The sequence below is a fragment of the Pseudomonas aylmerensis genome, assembly GCF_001702265.1.
GTDB classification, from domain to species: Bacteria; Pseudomonadota; Gammaproteobacteria; order Pseudomonadales; family Pseudomonadaceae; genus Aquipseudomonas; species Aquipseudomonas aylmerensis.
In genome coordinates, this window is the sequence record NZ_MAUE01000026.1 from 217,032 (window position 1) to 235,985 (window position 18,954).

The window sequence follows — 18,954 nt, forward strand, 5'->3', positions numbered from 1 at the left end:
CTAGCCGGCGACGGGCTCAATCAAGCCGGGCCCGTCGTTGCGTGTATTGCCCACCGCAGTGCCGACCTTGAACCATTCAAACACTTCGCTGGGTTCGCCCTGGAACAACAGCAACTGCTCGGCACGCGCTAGCGGCGTTGCCGGGTCGAGCCATTCACGCGCCAGTGCCGGATTGAGCACCACCGGCCGCCGGTCGTGAATGTCGACCATGCCGCCGGCGCTGTCGGCGGTGATGATCACAAACCCGTCGTGCTCGCCCGCGCCTTCATCGGCGTCGGGCAGTTGGCCGATGGCGGCGCACAATACTGGCGCGCCGTCCCGGCGACGGATCAGGTAGGGCTGCTTTTTCGGGCCGCCTTCGTCCACCCATTCAAACCAGTTGTCTACCGGCACAATGGCGCGGTGCGGCCAGATCGCGCGGAAGAAAGCCCCCTGGGCGACTTTTTCCACGCGGGCATTGATGGGCGCCGCACGGTCCCTGGCCCAATGCGGGCGCCAGCCCCAGCGCACCCGATCGGCGTGCAGCACATCCTGCTCCAGGTGCAACAGCGCAACCGGCGTCGACGGCGCGACGTTGTAGCGCGCCTGGTCGCCTGCGTTATCGACCCAGGCATTGGGCATGCTCAAGGCCGCGACAAAGTCATGAATGCCCCGGTACTGCGTCAATCGTCCGCACATGGCTGAACCCTCCGGCTAAGCCTTGAGCGTAGACGCTGACGGTGTAACGGCCCAACGGGTGTCAGCCCTCGAACACCGGCCGCGAGGAGCGCTCGATTGCGGCCATGGCCTCGGCCTGGCTCATCAGCCCGGACGCTTCCAGGATCGACAGCAGCGAGCGCCCCTGTGCCACCGATTGGCGTGCCAGCTGGCTGACACGGGCGTAGCCCAGCTGCGGCACCAAGGCAGTGGCGACGGCCATCGATGCGGTCAGGTGCTGCTCGTTGCGCGACGTATCGGCGGTGATCCCGTTGATGCACTTTTCGCGAAACCGCTGGATGCCCTGGGTCAGCAACGCAATGCTGTCGAACACGCGGGACGCCACCAGCGGCTCATAGTGGTTGATCTCCAGCTGGCCTGCCTGCACCGCCTGCGCCACCGCCGCATCGTTGCCGATCACTGCAAAGCTCAGTTGGATCATCGCCATCGGCAGTACCGGGTTGACCTTGCCGGGCATGATCGAGGAGCCGGCCTGGGCTTCGGGCAGTTTCAATTCGCCGATCCCGCCCACCGGCCCGGAAGACAGCAGGGTCAGGTCCGAAGCGATCTTGGCCAGGGATGCCGAGCACGTGCGCAGTTCGGCGGAGACCCGCGAAAATACATCCATGTTCTGCATGGCGTCGAAGGCATTCTCCGGGGCCTGGTACTCGATGCCCGTGATCTGCACCAGATGCTGATAGACCGACGCGCGATACGCCGCCGGCGCGCCGAACCCGGTGCCAATGGCGGTGCCGCCCAGAGGCAGGGTCCGCAGTTTTTCACGCACGGCCGCCAGCTCCGCACCGAGGCGATGGGTGAGGGCGGCATACCCGGAAAACAGCTGGCCGAGGCGCATCGGCTGGGCGTCCTGCAGGCAGGTGCGGCCCAGGTGCAGGACATCGGCAAATTGCTCGGCTTTCTGGTCGAAGCGGGCGGCCAACTGGGCCACTTCATCGATCAGCGGCCCGAGCATCGCGTGGGTGGCGATCTTCAGGGCCGCCGGGTAGACATCATTGGTCGATTGCGAGGCATTGACGTGGTCGTTGGGGTGCACCACCTCGTATGAGCCCGCCGCGTGCCCCAGCAACTGCTGCGCGCGGTTGGCGATGACTTCGTTGAAGTTCATGTTGGTGGAGGTGCCGCCGGAGCCTTCCAGCAGATCGACGATCAGCGAGTCATCGCAGCGGCCGGCGATCACTTCGCCACAGGCCTGCACAATCGCCTCGCACTGCGGCTGGGCAATAACGCCGCAGCCGCGATTGGCCAGGGCGGCTGCCCACTTGCACTGGGCAAAGGCGTCGCGAAACGCCGTGTAGTGGGCGATGGTCAACGGTGACACGCTGAGGTTATCGAACCCGCGTACCGAGTTGACCCCATACAACTTGCCGGCGGGAATGTGCACTTCACCGACGTAATCGGTTTCCAGTCGTGCAGCGGCAGCATCAAAAGTACTCACGAGCATCACCTTCTTCTATTTGAATTAACGCCTCCACCCCGGTGCCCAGGGCCTTGAGCCTGGGCAGGAAGGAATGGAGGATCACATTGCGCGCCGTTTCGCAGGCATCGGCGAAAAAGGCGCTGTATTCATCACGTCGCGCCACCAGGTACAGCGAGCGCTCCAGGTGCAGGTCCGGGGTGAGGTGCGCGGTCACTTTGTCCACCCACGAAGCAGCCTGCAGAAAACACATCGGGCTGGTGACCGCCCAGCCGATGCCCTCGGCGACCATCGAGGTCAACGCATCGGCGTTATCCAGTTCCAGGCGGTTGGGCACCCGCACATTCAGGCTGCGCAGGTGCCGCTCGATCTGCAGGCCCACCTGGGACATGCGGTTGAAGCGCACCACCGGCAGCACGTTGGCCAGCGCGCGCACATCCTCGATCGAGTTGATCTCGCTGCGCAGCTGGTTGGGCGTGATCACAAAGTACTTCTCTGAAAACAGCCGGTAGCGAATCACGTCGTTGGCGTCCATCAGCGGGTCGCTGGTGACGATCAGGTCGAGGTCGCGGCGCAGCAGGGACTCGCCTTGTTGCGGGCTGAGCCCGGTGCGAATCGACAGCTGCGCTACCTTGCCCAGCAATTGCCGGGTGAACACCGAACCGCAGGTGGCGGCGAAGGAGTCCACCAGGCCGATGCGCAGGTCCGGATTGACGCCGCGCCCGGCGTCGATCACCTGGGCCTTGAGGTGGGACAACTCCTCGCTCAACACCGAGCCGCGATTGCGCAAGGCCACGCCGAACGCGGTCAGGGCCAGCGGGCGGGTGGTGCGGTCGACCAGCACCACGCCCAGTTCGTCTTCCAGCTGGCGCACCATCTGCGACACCCCGGACTGGGAAATGCCCATGCGCGTTGCAGCGCCCGACATGCTGCCTTCCTCGGCCACCGCGATGAACACCTGGACCGCATACATGTCGATAAGCCTGTTCGTTGACATCTTCATCCTCGCTCGCTGACGCGCTTCAACGGTTACTTCGGCGTACGCCCCACGGGTGTGGACAGCGCCGGCGATAACCCTGGGTCGGTATCGGGCGTGACGCCCGACAAGTCTTCCTTGCTGGTTTCCGGTGCAAACAAATGGCAGAACACGCCGCCGACGACCAGCACGCCGACGCACACGCCCAGCGCCGCGTGCACCCCGACTTGCTGCACCGCGACGGGCAGCAGGAACGTCGCCACCGCCGAGCCGAAGCGGCTGGCGGCCACGGCCAGGCCGATCCCCGAGGCGCGCAGGTGGGTGGGGAACAATTCCGGCGGGTAGACAAATTCCAGGTTCACCGCGGCCGCCATCACGCAGGCAAAAAAGCCGAAGGCGAGGATGGTGCCCAGTGGGCCGAAGCCGGCGTAGGCAAGCACGGCCAGGCCGGCTGCGCTGAGGTAGAAGGTACCGACCAGGAAGACCCGGCGCGACAGGCGGTCGATCACCAGCAGGCCGAGCAGGGCGCCGACCAGCAACAGCACGTTGTAGACCAGGCCGCCGGCAAATTTGTCCTGCACATTCAGTGCTTCCAGCACCTTGGGGGCGAAGGTGCCCAGGGCGAAGAACGGAATCACCTGGCAGGTGTAGAACACGCAACCGACCAGGGTGTTCTTGCGCCAGCGTCGGCTGAACAACTCGCCCCAGCGGCTTTGTTGTCCGGACGTGTTGGCCTGGGCAGCCGGAGCGGGCAGGTAGACGTGTGGCCCGAACTTGCTGCGCACAATCGCCAGGGCTTCCTCGCTGCGCCCACGCGCCATCAGCCAGATGGGCGATTCCGGCACGCCCAGGCGCAGCGGCAGGATCAGCAAGGCGGGGACGCCACTGAGGGCGAGCATCAGGCGCCAGGCATCCGGGCCGATTTCGCGGATCGCAAACCCGACCAGGTAGGCCGCCACATAACCCGCCGCCCAGGCCGCCGCCAGGACGCTGAGCAAGCGCCCACGGTAGCGGCGGGGGGCGAACTCGGTCACCAGGGACTTGCTCACGACATAGTCGAACCCCAGCACCAGGCCGAGCAACAGGCGCAGCGCGAGCAATTGCTCGGGGGACGTGACGAAGAACTGCGAAGCGGAAATCACCGCGAACAGCAGCATGTCCCAGGCGAAAATCGTGCGTCGGCCGAACCTGTCAGCAATCGGCCCGGCGCACAGGCTGCCCAGGAACAGCCCCGCCAGCGAGGCGGCGCCGAGCAAGCCCATCCAGAGCGCCGTCAACTGCAGCGGCCCCGCCGCCATGCTCACGGCGATGCCGATGATACCCAGCACGAACCCGTCACTGAACTGACCGCCTGTGCCGCTGAACACCGTTCGGATATGGAAGCGGCTCAGCGGAAGGTCTTCGAACGCTACTTGACCACTCATTCGTCTCTCCCCTTGCATTTTTATAGGTGTGGGATCCCGTGCCTGGGCATCGGTTGAGCAGGAGTCTAGGGCGGTCACTTCACGAAATCAGCAGACGCTTGATGAGTATCAAGATAGCTGATACTGGGCGCCGGGATTCTTGAAACTCTGGCCTGCGCGGCGTTGGCGGCGCGGTCGAGCGGGGGGCTTTTGGCCAGGTAATGAGGGCGCAGATCGCTCGCGCCCTCGTTGGGGCGCGCGCGGTATCCGGAGAGGGGGGTTAAAGCGGGGTCAGCACATTCATGACCGTATCCAGCGCCACCCGCGTGTCATCCAGTTGCACCAGCGAGGCATGCCGCGCGCCAAGTGCGTCGCGGTTCTGGATCGCGGTGAGAATCGCCTTGTGCCGGGGCAGGCTCAGGCCCTGGATATCCGGGCGGCGGTTGGTGATGTTGATCGACTCGCGCAGCGGCAACGAGAGCATGTTGCACATGTAGGCGAGCAGGTCGTTGCGGGTGGCGTCGGCGATGGCGCGGTGGAAGTCCAGGTCAGCCTGCAGCAGCTGTTCGTGGGTCTGCGCAGTTTCCATGCCCCGGTAGGCTTTTTCGATGGTGGCGATGTCTTCAGCGGTGGCGGTGGTCGCGGCCATGGCGGCGATTTCCGGTTCGAGAATGCGCCGCACGCCGGCCAGGGTGTTGAAGAACTCACTGTGCGGCGTGGTCTGCATCAGCCAGGACAGCACGTCCGGGTCGAGCAGGTGCCATTTCAGCCGCGGCCGCACCACTGCGCCGACCCGTGGCTTGGAGTACACCAGGCCCTTGGCGCTGAGCACGCGGGTCGCCTCACGCAAGACCGACCGGCTGACCTTGTATTCCTCGCAGAGCGTGGCCTCCATGGGCAGCCGTTCTTCGGGCTTGAAGCGACCGGAAACGATGTGCATGCCCAAGTCCTGGACGATCTGGGCATGCATGCTCTTGCGCGGCTTGGACGGCTGGTGATCCATAACAGGGAAGATGCTCTGGCTAAATAGGCGGCATCATAGCATCCCAATTAGTGGGAATGCCGGGGGACTTCCGCACCTCGGCAGCCCACCAGGAAGTCAAAGTCGCAACCCTGGTCAGCCTGCAGCACATGGTCGATGTACAGCTGGCGATAGCCGCCGACGATGAGATTCTGCGGCGGCGCCAGGTCCGCCATGCGCGCCGCCAGCTCGGCATCGGGGATGTCCAGGTGCAGGCGGCCGTTGGCGCAGTCGAGTTCGATCCAGTCGCCTTCCTGCACCGTGGCCAGCGGCCCGCCGGCAGCGGCTTCCGGCGCAACGTGCAACACCACCGTGCCGTAGGCGGTGCCGCTCATGCGTGCATCGGAAATCCGCACCATGTCGGTCACGCCCTGGGCCAGCAGGTTGGCCGGCAGGCCCATGTTGCCGACCTCGGCCATGCCCGGATAACCCTTGGGCCCGCAGTTTTTCATGACCAGGATCGAGTTGGCATCCACCTCCAGCTCCGGGTCGTTGATGCGCGCCTTGTACATGTCGAAGTTCTCGAACACCACCGCGCGACCCCGGTGCTGCATCAGCTCGGGGCTCGCCGCCGACGGCTTGAGCACCGCACCGAGGGGCGCCAGGTTGCCGCGCAGCACGCAGATGCCGCCGTCCGCGCGGATCGGGTTGTCGAGGGTGCGGATCACTTCGTCCTGGCCGTAGATCGGCGAGTCCTTGGTGTTCTCACCGAGGGACTTGCCGTTGACGGTCAGCGCGTTCGGGTGCGGGATCAGGTTGGCTTCACCCAGGCGGCGCAGCACCGCAGGCAGGCCGCCGGCGTAGTAGAACTCCTCCATCAGGAACCGCCCGGACGGCTGCAGGTCGACGATGGTCGGCACGCCCCGGCCCATGCGGGTCCAGTCATCCAGGTCAAGCTCGACGCCGATGCGCCCGGCGATGGCCTTGAGGTGGATCACCGCGTTGGTCGAGCCGCCGATGGCCGCGTTGACGCGAATGGCGTTTTCAAACGCTGCCTTGGTGAGGATCTTCGACAGCTTCAAGTCTTCGCGCACCATCTCCACCGCGCGCATGCCGGACATATGCGCCAGCACATAGCGGCGCGCATCCACCGCCGGAATCGCCGCGTTGTGCGGCAGCGACGTGCCCAGCGCCTCGGCCATGCACGCCATGGTCGACGCGGTGCCCATGGTGTTGCAGGTGCCCGCCGACCGCGACATGCCGCCTTCGGCTGCGAGGAAATCATCCAGGGTAATGGTGCCGGCCTTGACCTGTTCGCTGAGCTGCCACACCACCGTGCCCGAGCCGATGTCCTGGCCCTTGTGCTTGCCGTTGAGCATCGGCCCGCCGGTGACCACGATGGCCGGCACGTCGCAACTGGCGGCGCCCATCAGCAGGGCGGGGGTGGTCTTGTCGCAGCCGGTCAGCAGCACCACGCCGTCGATGGGGTTGCCGCGAATCGCTTCCTCCACGTCCATGCTCGCCAGGTTGCGGGTGAGCATGGCCGTGGGGCGCAGGTTCGACTCTCCGTTGGAGAACACCGGGAATTCCACCGGGAAGCCACCGGCCTCGATCACGCCGCGTTTGACGTGCTCGGCGATCTGGCGGAAGTGCGCGTTGCACGGCGTCAGCTCTGACCAGGTATTGCAGATGCCGATGATCGGCTTGCCATGGAACTGATGGTCGGCGATGCCTTGGTTCTTCATCCAGCTGCGGTACATGAAGCCGTTTTTGTCGGCGGTACCAAACCACTGGGCAGAGCGTAGGCCGGGCTTTTTGTCAGGCATGATCGATTCTCTTATTGTATGACTATATGTTCTAAGCTTGCTTAAACATAAGCGCAAAGACTCGGCTTTGGAAGTGTTGTTTTGCAAATAGTCATACTATATAGTCGATCCAACTGAGGTATGACCCTGGCGGATTTTCGCGAGAGGCGTCCCCCGAGCTTCTATAAAAACAACAATCGGAGATCGACCCCCATGAGCCAGGAGCTGCGGCTTATTCGGCGCATCACGCTGAAACTGATTCCCTTCCTGATCCTGCTGTACCTGATCGCCTACGTGGACCGTTCCGCCGTGGGCTTCGCCAAGTTGCACATGGGCGCCGACGTCGGCATCGGTGACGCCGCCTATGGCCTGGGTGCGGGGTTGTTCTTCATTGGCTACTTCCTGTTCGAGATTCCCAGCAACCTGATGCTCGACCGCTTCGGTGCGCGGCGCTGGTTCGCGCGGATCATGATCACCTGGGGCGCAATCACCATCGGCATGGCGTTCGTGCAAGGCCCGCACAGTTTCTATGTGATGCGTTTCCTGCTCGGCGCGGCGGAGGCGGGCTTCTTTCCGGGCGTGCTGTACTACATCACCCAGTGGTTCCCGGTGCGCCATCGCGGCAAGATCCTCGGGCTGTTCATCCTGTCCCAGCCGATTGCGATGATGATCACCGGCCCGGTGTCCGGCGGCCTGCTGGGCATGGACGGCATCCTCGGCCTGCACGGCTGGCAGTGGCTGTTCATCGTGATCGGCACCCCGGCGATCCTGCTCACCTGGCCGGTGTTGCGCTACTTGCCGGACGGCCCCCAGCAGGTCAAGTGGATGAGCGAGGACGAAAAAACCTGGCTCACCGGTGAGCTGGCCAAGGACCTCCAGGCCTACGGCCAGACCCGCCATGGCAACCCGCTGCACGCGCTCAAGGACAAACGCGTGTTGCTGCTGGCGCTGTTCTACCTGCCCGTGACCCTGAGCATCTATGGCCTGGGCCTGTGGCTGCCAACCCTGATCAAGCAGTTCGGCGGCAGCGACCTGGTCACCGGTTTCATCTCAGCGGTGCCGTACATTTTCGGGATCATCGGCCTGCTGATCATCCCGCGCAGTTCCGACCGCCTGAACGACCGCTACGGCCACCTGGCGGTGCTCTACGTGCTGGGTGCCATCGGTTTGTTCTGCAGCGCCTGGCTGAGTGCGCCGGTGCTGCAAATGGCGGCACTGAGCCTGGCGGCATTCGCGCTGTTTTCCTGCACGGCGGTGTTCTGGACCTTGCCGGGGCGCTTCTTCGCCGGCGCGAGTGCAGCGGCGGGGATCGCCTTGATCAACTCCGTGGGCAACCTCGGCGGCTACATCGGCCCATTCGTGATCGGCGCACTCAAGGAGTACACCGGCAACCTGGCGTCGGGCCTGTACTTTTTGTCCGCGGTGATGGTGTTCGGGCTGGTCTTGACCGGCGTGGTCTACCGCGTGCTGGAGCGCAAGCATGCGCTGCCCGCCGACCAGTTCGCCGCCAGTGCGCGTGGCGCCACACGTACTTAATCGAGGAGAAGCTTCATGCGTTTAGTCCAGTTCGAGTTGCACAACGGTGAGCGCCGGGTCGGCGTGGTGGAAGGCGCCGACGTGCGCGAAGTGAATACCGCGCGCAGCGTGCGTGAGGTGGCGCTGGCCGCCATCGACGCTGGCGTGGGCCTGGCGCAACAGGTGGATAGCCTGGGCCTGGGTGAGCGTTACGACTACGCCACACTGCTGGCCGAGCTGAAGATTTTGCCGCCACTGGATCATCCCGATCCCGCGCACATGCTGATCAGCGGCACCGGCCTGACTCACCTGGGCAGCGCCGCCGCGCGCGACAAGATGCACCAGGCCGGCGACGAGAGCACCTTGACCGACACCATGCGGATCTTCAAATGGGGCGTGGAGGGCGGCAAGCCAGCGGCCGGCGAGGTGGGCGTGCAGCCCGAGTGGTTCTACAAGGGCGACGGCAGCATTGTCGTGCGCCCCGGCCAGGCGTTCCCGGTGCCGTCGTTTGCCGACGACGCCGGCGAAGAGCCGGAAATCGGCGGCCTCTACGTGATCGGCCCGGACCGCAAGCCTTATCGCCTGGGGTTTGCGGTGGGCAACGAGTTCTCCGACCACGTGATGGAGCGCAAGAACTACCTGTACCTGGCCCATTCCAAGCTGCGCAGTTGCAGCTTCGGTCCCGAGCTGCGCGTGGGCGAGTTGCCCCAGCACCTGGCGGGCACCAGTCGCCTGCTGCGCGACGGCGAGGTGATCTGGCAGAACGAATTCCTCAGTGGCGAAGCGAATATGTGCCACAGCCTCGACAATCTTGAGTATCACCACTTCAAATACCGTCAATTCCTCACGCCAGGCGATGTGCACATTCATTTCTTCGGCACCGCCACGCTGTCATTCGCCGACGGTATACGTACCCGACCGGGCGATGTGTTCGAGATCAGCCAGGCCGAGTTCGGCGCGCCGCTGGTCAACAGTGTCGGCAGCGCCGACACGGCATTCGAACCCGGCCACGTCATCAGCCTTTAAGGAGAGTTTCATGACCCTGTTCCTCGGCCACAACTACATCGGCGGCCAGCGCAGCGCCCTCGGCAGCATCACGCTGCAAAGCCTGGATGCAACCACCGGCGAAGCCTTGCCGCAGGATTTCTACCAGGCCACGCCGCAGGAAATCGACGCCGCCGCCAAGGCTGCAGCCGCCGCTTACCCGGTGTACCGTGGGTTGAGTGCCGCGCGCCGCGCGCAGTTCCTGGAGGCGGTGGCCGACGAGCTGGACGCGTTGGGCGATGACTTTGTGGCGCTGGTGTGCCGTGAAACGGCATTGCCCGCCGCGCGGATCAACGGCGAACGCGGGCGGACCAGCGGGCAGATGCGCCTGTTCGCCACGGTGCTGCGTCGCGGCGATTTCTACGGTGCGCGTATCGACAAGGCCTTGCCGCAGCGCCAGCCTTTGCCGCGCCCGGATTTGCGCCAGTACCGCATCGGCCTGGGCCCGGTGGCAGTGTTTGGCGCGAGCAATTTCCCCCTGGCGTTTTCCACTGCGGGCGGTGACACCGCCGCGGCTTTGGCGGCGGGATGTCCGGTGGTGTTCAAGGCCCACAGCGGGCATATGGCGACGGCCGAGCGCGTCGCCGATGCCATCCTCCGCGCGGCCGAGGCCACCGGGATGCCGGCGGGGGTGTTCAATATGATCTTCGGCGGCGGCGTCGGTGAAGCGCTGGTCAAGCACCCGGCAATCCAGGCGGTGGGCTTTACCGGCTCGCTCAAGGGCGGGCGCGCCTTGTGCGATATGGCGGCCGCGCGCCCGCAGCCGATCCCGGTGTTTGCCGAGATGTCGAGCATCAACCCGGTAATCGTGCTGCCGCAGGCGTTGCACGCCAGGGCGGACAGCATCGCCCGCGACCTGACCGCCTCGGTGGTGCAAGGCTGCGGCCAGTTCTGCACCAATCCGGGCCTGGTGATTGGCATTGCTTCGCCCGCATTCACCGCGTTCACCCAGCAGGTCGCGCAATTGATCGACGCTCAGCCGGCGCAAACCATGCTCAACGCCGGCACCTTGAGCAGTTACGGCAACGGCCTGGCCAAGCTCCTGGCGCACCCCGGCATCCAGCACCTGGCCGGCAGTGCCCAGGCGGGCAATCAGGCCCAGCCGCAGTTGTTCAAGGCTGATGTGCGCCTGCTGATTGACGGTGACGAAGTGCTGCAGGAAGAGGTATTCGGCCCCACCACGGTGTTCGTCGAAGTCGCGGACCAGGCCCAACTCAGCGCCGCCCTGCAAGGCCTGCACGGCCAGCTCACCGCGACGATCATTGGCGAGCCGCACGACCTGCAACAGTTCGCCGAACTCACGCCGTTGCTGGAACAGAAGGTCGGCCGCATCCTGCTCAACGGCTACCCGACCGGCGTCGAAGTCTGCGATTCGATGGTGCACGGCGGTCCGTACCCGGCGACTTCGGACGCGCGGGGCACCTCGGTCGGCACCTTGGCCATCGAGCGTTTCCTGCGCCCGGTGTGCTTCCAGAATTACCCTGATAGCCTGCTGCCCGACGCGTTGAAAAACGCCAACCCGTTGCGTATCCAGCGCTTGGTGGATGGCACGCCATCACGCGAGTCGCTGTAAAACCCTGATCAGGAGGTTTCATGTCGTTGAGCGCAGTGACCGCGCACCGTGCGCAATTGGGCGAAGCGCCGTTCTGGGATGCACCGACCCAGGCGCTGTATTGGGTCAACATCGCCGGCAAACAGGCCCTGCGCCTGATGGGCGGGCAGCTGCAGGTGTGGCAGTTGCCCGAGCATGTCTCGGCCTTTATCCCGTGTGAACGCGGCGATGCGCTGGTGACCTTGAGCAGTGGGGTCTATCGCCTCGACCTGGCCACCGAGGCCCTGACCCTGCTGTGCGTGGCCGACCCGCAGGCGGGCAACCGTGGCAATGAAGCGCGCTGTGATGCCCAGGGCCGGCTCTGGCTGGGCACCATGCAGAACAATATCGGCGAGCAGGGTGAAGACCTGCCGATCACCCGTCGCTCCGGTGGCCTGTTTCGCATCGACGCCGATGGGCAGGTCACGCCGCTGCTGCACGGCCTGGGTATTCCCAACACCTTGCTGTGGAGCGACGACGGTCGCCAGGTGCATTTTGGCGACAGCATGGACGGCACCCTGTACCGGCACGCGATCCAGGCCGATGGCCAACTCGACCCGGCCCAGGTGTGGTTCGGCCCGCACGCGCGTGGTGGGCCTGACGGCTCGGCGATGGACGTCGAAGGCTATCTGTGGAACGCCCGCTGGGACGGCAGCTGCCTGCTGCGCCTGACGCCGGACGGGCAGGTGGACCGCGTCATCGAGCTGCCCGTCAGCCGCCCGACCAGTTGCGTGTTCGGTGGCCCCGACCTGACCACGCTGTACATCACCAGCGCCGCCAGCCCCTTGGATCATCCCCTCGATGGCGCGGTACTCGCCATCGAGGTCGACGTGCCAGGCAAGCCCTGTCACCGCTTTGCCGGTTAACCCCAGACATTCAAAAACAACAACAAGGAGTCACCGTATGAATCGTCGTCGTGGTTTGCGTTCCCTGTGCTGCGCCGCTGTGGCGGTCTCGGCCCTGAGCTTGAGCGGGCTGTTGCTGGCCGCTGAAGAGGTGAAGATCGGTTTTCTGGTCAAGCAGGCTGAAGAGCCGTGGTTCCAGACCGAATGGGCCTTCGCCGAAAAAGCCGGCAAGGAACATGGCTTCACCGTGATCAAGATCGCCGTGCCCGATGGCGAGAAGACCCTCTCGGCCATCGACAGCCTGGCGGCCAACGGCGCCAAGGGCTTTGTGATCTGCCCGCCGGACGTATCACTGGGCCCGGCCATCGTCGCCAAGGCCAAGGCCAATGGCCTGAAAGTGATTGCCGTGGATGACCGCTTTGTCGATGCCAAGGGCAACTTCATGGAGGACGTGCCGTACCTCGGCATGGCGGCCTTCGAAGTCGGCCAGAAGCAGGGCGCGGCCATGGCCGCCGAGGCGAAAAAGCGCGGCTGGGACTGGAAGGACACCTATGCGGTGATCAACACCTTCAACGAACTCGACACCGGCAAGAAGCGCACCGACGGCTCGGTCAAGTCTCTTGAAGATGCCGGCATGCCCAAGGATCACATCCTGTTCACCGCCGCCAAGACCCTCGACGTCCCAGGCAGCATGGACGCCACCAACTCGGCCCTGGTCAAGCTGCCCGGCGGCGCGAAAAACCTGATCATCGGCGGCATGAACGACAACACCGTGCTCGGCGGCGTGCGCGCCACCGAAAGCGCTGGCTTCAAGGCCGCCAACGTGATCGGCATCGGCATCAATGGCACCGACGCCATCGGCGAACTGAAGAAAGCCGAGAGCGGTTTCTTCGGCTCGATGCTGCCCAGCCCGCACATTGAGGGCTACAACACTGCGCTGATGATGTACGAGTGGGTGACCAAAGGCACCGAGCCGCCGAAGTACACCGCGATGGACGAGGTGACCCTGATCACCCGCGAGAACTTCAAGCAGGAGCTGGAAAAAATCGGCTTGTGGAACTGAGGCAGGGCGGCACCGTGTGACGATCAAAAGTGGCAGCGGGCTGGCTTGCGAAGGCGTGGGTGACTGACACCACGCTTTCGCGAGCCGGCCCGCTTGCTGTGGTTAATCGGCGGAGAATTTGAACACGGTGTGCTGGGTGTAGGTTTGCCCCGGGTCCAGGCGCGTCGAGGCAAAGCCCGGCTGGTTCGGCGCATCGGGAAAGTGCTGGGTTTCCAGGGTGAAACCGCTCCAGTGCGCGTAGGTCTTGCCCGCTTTGCCCTTCACCGTCCCATCCAGGAAATTGCTGGTATAGAACTGCACGCCGGGCTCGGTGGTGTACAGCTGCAGACGCCGACCCGACGCCGGGTCATGCACGTCGGCCGCCAGCTGTTTGATGTCGCCCCGGGTATCCAGCGCCCAGTTGAAATCAAACCCGCCTTGCTTTGGCTCGGCGAACTTGAGCTGCGGGTGATCGTCCTTGAGGTGCTGGCCGATCGGCGTGGGTTTCAGGAAGTCCATCGGCGTGCCTTTGACCGGTGCCAGTTCGCCGGTGGGGATCAAGGTGGCATTGACGGGCGTGTAGTGGCTGGCATGCAAGGTGGCGACGTGCTTGAGGATGTCACCGTTGCCGGCGCCGGCCAGGTTGAAGTAGCTGTGGTTGGTCAGGTTGAGCACCGTGGGTTTGTCGGTGGTGGCCTGGTAGTCGATGTGCAGCTCGTTGTTGTCGTTGAGGCGGTAGGTGACCTCGGTTTTCAGGTTGCCGGGAAAGCCCATTTCACCGTCCTTGGACAGGTAGCTCAGCTTCACCCCGACAGAGCCCTTGTCGTTGACCGGCTCGGCCTTCCACACGTGCTTGTCGAAACCCTGGGCACCGCCGTGCAGCGAGTTGGGACCATCGTTGAGCGGCACCTGGTAACGCGTGCCGTCGAGTTCAAAGGTGCCCCCGGCCAGGCGGTTGCCAAAGCGCCCGATGGTCGCGCCGAAAAACGCCGTGCCGGCCTGATAGCCCTGGACGTTGTCGAAGCCGAGCACCACGTCTTCGACCTTGCCATGTTTGTCCGGCACTTTCAGCGACTGCAGCACGCCGCCGTAGGTGATCACCGTGGCCTGCATGCCGTGGCTGTTGCGCAGGATGTACTGTTCGACGGCGGTGCCGTCGTTGGTTTTGCCGAAGGGTTTGTGTTCGCTGCTGAGCCCTGCGGCCTGGGCGCCACCGCTGGCAACCAGCAGGGACATGGCCAGGCCCGAGAGCAGGTATCGAGGGTGCTTCATGGTCGAACTTCCTTTTGTTGTTTTGTCGGAATAGTTCTACTAATGTGCGATATTTCGTGGTTGGGACAGCAGATTTATAGCCTTTAACCACGTATTTGCAAAATAAAATAAGACTAATTAGGTGAGGCGAACGCGATATGAGTATCCAGCAGGCTGTTTATCCCGACCTCAGGGACAAGGTCGTACTGATCTCCGGAGGTGCTTCGGGGATTGGCGAGTCCATGGTGCGCGCCTTCGCTGCACAGGGCGCCCGGGTCGGGTTTGTCGACCGCGCCCAGAGCCAGGGCGAGCGCCTGGCGGCGCTGCTCGTTTCACAGGGGCACAACGTCGAATTCGGCCATTGCGATATCACTGACGAGATCGCCTACAAGGCGGCCATTGCGCGTTTCGAGCACTCGCTGGGGCCGATCACCGTGCTGGTGAACAACGCGGCAAATGACGTGCGTCACACCCTGGAGGAGGTCGATTCGGATACCTTCGACAAACTGATTTCCGTCAACCTCAAGCACGCCTTTTTCGCTGCCAAGGCCGTGGTGCCGATGATGAAAGCCGCAGGTTTCGGGTCGATCATCAACCTCGGTTCGGTCGGCTGGATGATGGCCTCGGCCGGCTACCCGGTGTACGCCGCCAGCAAGGCCGCCGCGCATGGCATGACCCGCGCCCTGGCGCGCGAGCTGGGGCCGAGCCGGATTCGCGTCAACACGTTGGTGCCCGGCTGGGTGATGACCGAAAAGCAGCTGGCGATGTGGGTGGACGATGCGGCCAGGGACCTGATCAGTCGCAGCCAGTGCCTGCCGGGCAGCGTGCTGCCGGAGCATATCGCCAACATGGCGTTGTTCCTGGCCTCGGACGCGTCGGCGATGTGCTCGGCGCAGAACTTCATCGTCGACGGCGGCTGGGTCTGATGGCATGCCCCGGAGGGCTTACTCGATCGGGTATTGCTTGAAGGCGGGATGCTGTTCCAGCCGCTCGGCGTGACGTCGCACATGGGGAAAGGCCTCCGCCTTCACCACCGACGCCACGGTGAGCTGGCTGAAAGACCAGGCCACTGCCGCCGTCAGCGAGGCCTGGGTCAGTGCCTCACTGTCGTTGTCGGCCAAGTGCTTGTCGAGCAGCGAATAGGCCGCAAGTAATTGGCCGCTGATGCGCTCAAGCCAGGGGGCATGCAGCTTCTCGGCTGGCCGCAGGTTGTGTTCGTAGACGATCTGTACGCTTTTCTCGCAGGCCGCCAGCGCCAGGCCCAGCGCATGCAAGTCCCGGGCGAGTGCCGTGGGCTGCTCGGGCAGCAGCTTTTTCCCGGCCGGGGCCAGCGCTTCCAGGTAATCGAGGATCAGGTTGGAGTCCATCAACACCGTGCCGTCGTCCAGCACCAGCGTAGGGGCCTTGACCACTGGGTTGACCTGCGCAAACTCGTCGAAGGTGCGGAACACCGACAAGGATTCATGCACGAAGTCGATTCCGTACAACTCCAGGGAAATGGCCACGCGGCGAACGTAGGGCGAGTCCAGCATGCCGATCAGTTTCATTGAGCCTCCATTGCTACCAGGGTGATGGGCCGAAGAGATTAAGGGCAATCGCTTGCCCTGCGCAATTGCTGATACGCCTGCACCAACTGCTCCAGGCTGAACGCCAGGTTGCGCCCACTCGGGTTGGGCAACACCCACACCGACGCTCCGCCCAGCAGCTGCGGCTGCAACCCCCAGGCAATCTCGCGCTGAGCGGACAAGGCGCTGTAGCCGGCCTTGCCGAGGAAGGCGACGACACGTGGCGCATACCGGCGGATTTTTTCTTCGAAGGCCGCCGCCGCATCGGTGAATTCATGCCGGGCCAGCTCGCCTGCGCTGGCGGTGGGGCGCTCGACCACGGTGGTCAGGCCACAGCGGTAGTGCAGCAGCGTGGGGCCGTCTTCGGGGCGGATTTCGTGCGGGGTGAAACCGGCCAGGTGCAAGGTGCGCCAGAAGCGGTTGCTGCGGTTGGCAAAGTGCAGGCCGAGGGCGGCGGAGCCTTTGCCGGGGTTGATGCCGCAGAACACCACGTCCAAGTGGTCGGCGAGAATGTCTTCGAGCCGCTCGTTCATGCCGGGCTCCGCAAGCCCTGGCGGCTGGCGCCGGGCGGTTGCCCGGTGATGCGTTTATAGGCGCGGCTGAACGCCGCCTGGGAGGTGTAGCCGAGCCGCAACGCGACGGCTTCGATGGGCAAGCGCTCCAGGGTCAACCATTGGGCCGCCAGGCGCATGCGCAACTCGGTCACGTAGCGCAGCGGCGGGATGCCGAGGGTGGCCTGGAACCGATCGGCAAACACCGAGCGCGAGGTATGACAATGCGCCGCCAACTCGGCCACGCTCCAGTCACGCCCCGGTTGCTGGTGCAGGGCGAGCAGGGCGCCAGCCAGGCGCGGGTCACGCAACGCAGCGACCAGCCCCGAGGCATTGCCGCAGGCACATTCGACCCAGCCGCGCACGATCATCGCCGCCACCACATCGGCCAGGCGCGCGAGAATCCCCGCGTAACCGATACGCGCGCTGGAGACTTCGCGCTCCATCACCGCCAGGATCGGCATCAGGCCAGGGTAACGCTGGCCGCCGGCGTCGATCAGCATCAAGGCCGGCATCAGGCTGCCGAGGCCTTGCAGGCTGTCGAGTTCGAACGCCATGCAGGCGCTGAACAGCAGGGTGCGGGAGGGCGTCTCGGGCGAGGCATTCACCGCGCAGACGCTATCGCCCAGCGGCGCGGCGTCGAAGTCGGTGATGTCCTGCACGCAAGCCTGCGGGCTGGAGACCAGCGCGTGCGCGCCACCGTGGGCGATAAACACGGCATTGCCCGCCGACAGCTCGTAGAGGCTGCCGTCTTCCAGGCGCAAGGTGGCGCATCCGGCGGCGAGAAAGTGGAAATACGCATGCCCGGGCTTGGCCGCAAAGCTCACCCCGAACACCGGCCCGGCCTGGATGCGCCGGTACTGCACGCCACTCAGGCGCATGCTGCGCAGCAGTTCATTGATCAGCTCGGAGGACACGTCAAAAGCGTTCTGGGCGGTCATGTTCGGGGTTTCGATCAAAAACTCAAGGGTTTACATCATAGATCATCCTGGTGGCCACACCTAGACTGGCCGCCACGTTAATAGCTTGAGGATGTCTGTGATGAACGAATGTGTGTCTCATGCCCCTGTCGACAGCAGGGCCGAGCCGGCCACCCCGGCGTGGATGGCGGTGTTTTCCCTGGCGATGGGGGTGTTCGGCCTGCTGACCGCCGAATACCTGCCCGCCAGCCTGCTGACGCCGATGGCGCTGGACCTTGGCGTGTCCGAAGCCCTGGCCGGGCAGGCAGTGACGGTGACGGCGGTGGTGGCGTTGTTCGCTGGCCTGCTGGTGCCGGGCCTGACCCGTGGCATCGACCGACGCCTGGTGCTGCTGGGGTTTTCCACGCTGATGATCGCGTCCAACCTGCTGGTGGCGTGCTCGTCCAGCCTGTGGGTGCTACTGGTGATGCGCGTGCTGCTCGGCATTGCCCTCGGAGGTTTCTGGAGCATGGCGGCGGCCGTCGCGATGCGGCTGGTGCCAGCGGCGCTGTTGGCGCGTGCGCTATCGATCATTTTCAGTGGCATTGCGCTGGGCACCGTGGTTGCCGTGCCGCTGGGCAGCTACCTCGGCGGTCTCTATGGGTGGCGCAGTGCGTTTCTCGCTGCAGCGGCGGTGGGGGGAGTGACGCTGGCCTTCCAACTGTTGACGTTGCCGCGCCTGGCGCCGACTGGTACGGCGCGCCTGCGCACCGTGCTGGAGGTGCTGCTGCGTCCGGGGATCGCCATCGGCATGTTCGGCTGCGTGCTGGTACACACCGCACATTTTGCGCTCTTCACCTATATCCGGCCGTTTCTGGAAAGCACCACCGGGGTTGGCAGCGAAGGGCTGGCGCTGATGCTGCTCGGATTCGGCGTGGCGAACTTTGCCGGCACGTTACTGGCCGGTTGGCTGCTGGTGCGCCATCCCCGTACCACCCTGGTGCTGATGCCCTTGCTGGTGGGCGTGGCCGCGCTGGCGCTGGTGCTGCTGCCGGCGTCACTGCCGGGGCAGGCGCTGCTGCTGGCGCTGTGGGGCATGGCGTTTGGTGGCGTGCCGGTCGCGTGGTCGAACTGGGTGGCCCGCGCCGTGCCGGATCAGGCCGAGAGTGCCGGCGGCATGGTGGTGGCATCGGTGCAATCGGCGATTGCCGCCGGGGCGGCAGGGGGAGGGGTGATGTTCAGTCTCAGCGGGATCAACGGGGTGTTTATCGCCGGCGGCGTGCTGATGGTGGTGGCGGCCGGGTTGATCGCGCTGCGGGTACAGGTACCGGGGCACGCCGGCGCCGCAGGTGTGGCGCTGCACGTCTAGACCGAG

17 protein-coding genes are annotated in these 18,954 nt (G+C 64.8%); 7 read left to right on the forward strand and 10 right to left on the reverse strand.

Annotation, left to right across the window (positions count from 1 at the left end; translation table 11 throughout):
* The 6 genes from BBG20_RS18615 to BBG20_RS18640 all read right to left on the reverse strand — a co-directional run bounded on the left by BBG20_RS18615 (position 1) and on the right by BBG20_RS18640 (position 7,297).
* On the reverse strand, positions 1–678 hold the full coding sequence (locus tag BBG20_RS18615; protein WP_065905792.1) for an SOS response-associated peptidase: 678 nt from the start codon (positions 676–678) through the stop codon (positions 1–3).
* Positions 679–739: 61 nt separating this feature from the next.
* Positions 740–2,152, reverse strand: a complete 1,413-nt coding sequence (locus BBG20_RS18620) for an aspartate ammonia-lyase (protein WP_083221440.1) — start codon at positions 2,150–2,152, stop codon at positions 740–742.
* Positions 2,139–3,128 carry a LysR family transcriptional regulator gene (locus tag BBG20_RS18625; protein ID WP_065906108.1) on the reverse strand — a complete coding sequence of 330 codons (990 nt, stop codon included), beginning with the start codon at positions 3,126–3,128 and terminating at the stop codon, positions 2,139–2,141. Before BBG20_RS18625 ends, BBG20_RS18620 begins: the two co-directional genes overlap by 14 nt.
* A gap of 32 nt (positions 3,129–3,160) precedes the next feature.
* Positions 3,161–4,531, reverse strand: a complete 1,371-nt coding sequence (locus tag BBG20_RS18630) for an MFS transporter (RefSeq protein ID WP_083221433.1) — start codon at positions 4,529–4,531, stop codon at positions 3,161–3,163.
* 259 nt (positions 4,532–4,790) lie between these two features.
* A complete protein-coding gene (locus BBG20_RS18635; protein WP_065905797.1) occupies positions 4,791–5,513 on the reverse strand; it encodes a FadR/GntR family transcriptional regulator in 723 nt (240 codons plus the stop codon).
* A gap of 47 nt (positions 5,514–5,560) precedes the next feature.
* A complete protein-coding gene (locus BBG20_RS18640) occupies positions 5,561–7,297 on the reverse strand; it encodes an IlvD/Edd family dehydratase (RefSeq protein ID WP_065905799.1) in 1,737 nt (578 codons plus the stop codon).
* Between the two features lie 192 nt (positions 7,298–7,489).
* On the opposite strand from BBG20_RS18640, the gene BBG20_RS18645 reads away from it, so the two are divergent.
* From BBG20_RS18645 to BBG20_RS18665, 5 genes are read left to right on the forward strand one after another with little or no spacing between them, the layout of a single operon-like run.
* Positions 7,490–8,812, forward strand: coding sequence for an MFS transporter (locus BBG20_RS18645; RefSeq protein WP_065905801.1), 1,323 nt, complete (start codon positions 7,490–7,492; stop codon positions 8,810–8,812).
* A 15-nt stretch (positions 8,813–8,827) separates the two neighbouring features.
* Positions 8,828–9,817, forward strand: a complete 990-nt coding sequence (gene araD1 / locus BBG20_RS18650; RefSeq protein ID WP_065905803.1) for an AraD1 family protein — start codon at positions 8,828–8,830, stop codon at positions 9,815–9,817.
* Between the two features lie 10 nt (positions 9,818–9,827).
* Positions 9,828–11,408 carry an aldehyde dehydrogenase (NADP(+)) gene (locus BBG20_RS18655; RefSeq protein WP_065905805.1) on the forward strand — a complete coding sequence of 527 codons (1,581 nt, stop codon included), beginning with the start codon at positions 9,828–9,830 and terminating at the stop codon, positions 11,406–11,408.
* 20 nt (positions 11,409–11,428) lie between these two features.
* Positions 11,429–12,292, forward strand: a complete 864-nt coding sequence (locus BBG20_RS18660; protein WP_065905807.1) for an SMP-30/gluconolactonase/LRE family protein — start codon at positions 11,429–11,431, stop codon at positions 12,290–12,292.
* Positions 12,293–12,329: 37 nt separating this feature from the next.
* Positions 12,330–13,334 carry a substrate-binding domain-containing protein gene (locus BBG20_RS18665; protein ID WP_065905809.1) on the forward strand — a complete coding sequence of 335 codons (1,005 nt, stop codon included), beginning with the start codon at positions 12,330–12,332 and terminating at the stop codon, positions 13,332–13,334.
* Positions 13,335–13,436: 102 nt separating this feature from the next.
* Here BBG20_RS18665 and BBG20_RS18670 read toward each other — a convergent pair whose 3' ends face one another.
* Positions 13,437–14,585 (reverse strand): aldose epimerase family protein, encoded by a 1,149-nt coding sequence (locus BBG20_RS18670; protein ID WP_065905811.1) that lies wholly within the window; start codon positions 14,583–14,585, stop codon positions 13,437–13,439.
* Between the two features lie 137 nt (positions 14,586–14,722).
* On the opposite strand from BBG20_RS18670, the gene BBG20_RS18675 reads away from it, so the two are divergent.
* Positions 14,723–15,490 carry an SDR family NAD(P)-dependent oxidoreductase gene (locus BBG20_RS18675; RefSeq protein ID WP_065905815.1) on the forward strand — a complete coding sequence of 256 codons (768 nt, stop codon included), beginning with the start codon at positions 14,723–14,725 and terminating at the stop codon, positions 15,488–15,490.
* An 18-nt stretch (positions 15,491–15,508) separates the two neighbouring features.
* Here the strand turns inward: BBG20_RS18675 and BBG20_RS18680 are convergent, their stop codons facing one another.
* From BBG20_RS18680 to BBG20_RS18690, 3 genes are read right to left on the reverse strand one after another with little or no spacing between them, the layout of a single operon-like run.
* Positions 15,509–16,111 carry a glutathione S-transferase family protein gene (locus tag BBG20_RS18680; RefSeq protein WP_065905816.1) on the reverse strand — a complete coding sequence of 201 codons (603 nt, stop codon included), beginning with the start codon at positions 16,109–16,111 and terminating at the stop codon, positions 15,509–15,511.
* A gap of 38 nt (positions 16,112–16,149) precedes the next feature.
* Positions 16,150–16,662, reverse strand: coding sequence for a G/U mismatch-specific DNA glycosylase (gene mug, locus BBG20_RS18685; protein WP_065905818.1), 513 nt, complete (start codon positions 16,660–16,662; stop codon positions 16,150–16,152).
* Positions 16,659–17,621, reverse strand: a complete 963-nt coding sequence (locus BBG20_RS18690; protein WP_065906112.1) for an AraC family transcriptional regulator — start codon at positions 17,619–17,621, stop codon at positions 16,659–16,661. Before BBG20_RS18690 ends, mug begins: the two co-directional genes overlap by 4 nt.
* Positions 17,622–17,721: 100 nt before the next feature.
* Here BBG20_RS18690 and BBG20_RS18695 point away from each other — a divergent pair, with 100 nt between their 5' ends.
* A complete protein-coding gene (locus BBG20_RS18695) occupies positions 17,722–18,948 on the forward strand; it encodes an MFS transporter (protein ID WP_065905820.1) in 1,227 nt (408 codons plus the stop codon).
* Positions 18,949–18,954 lie beyond the last annotated feature (6 nt).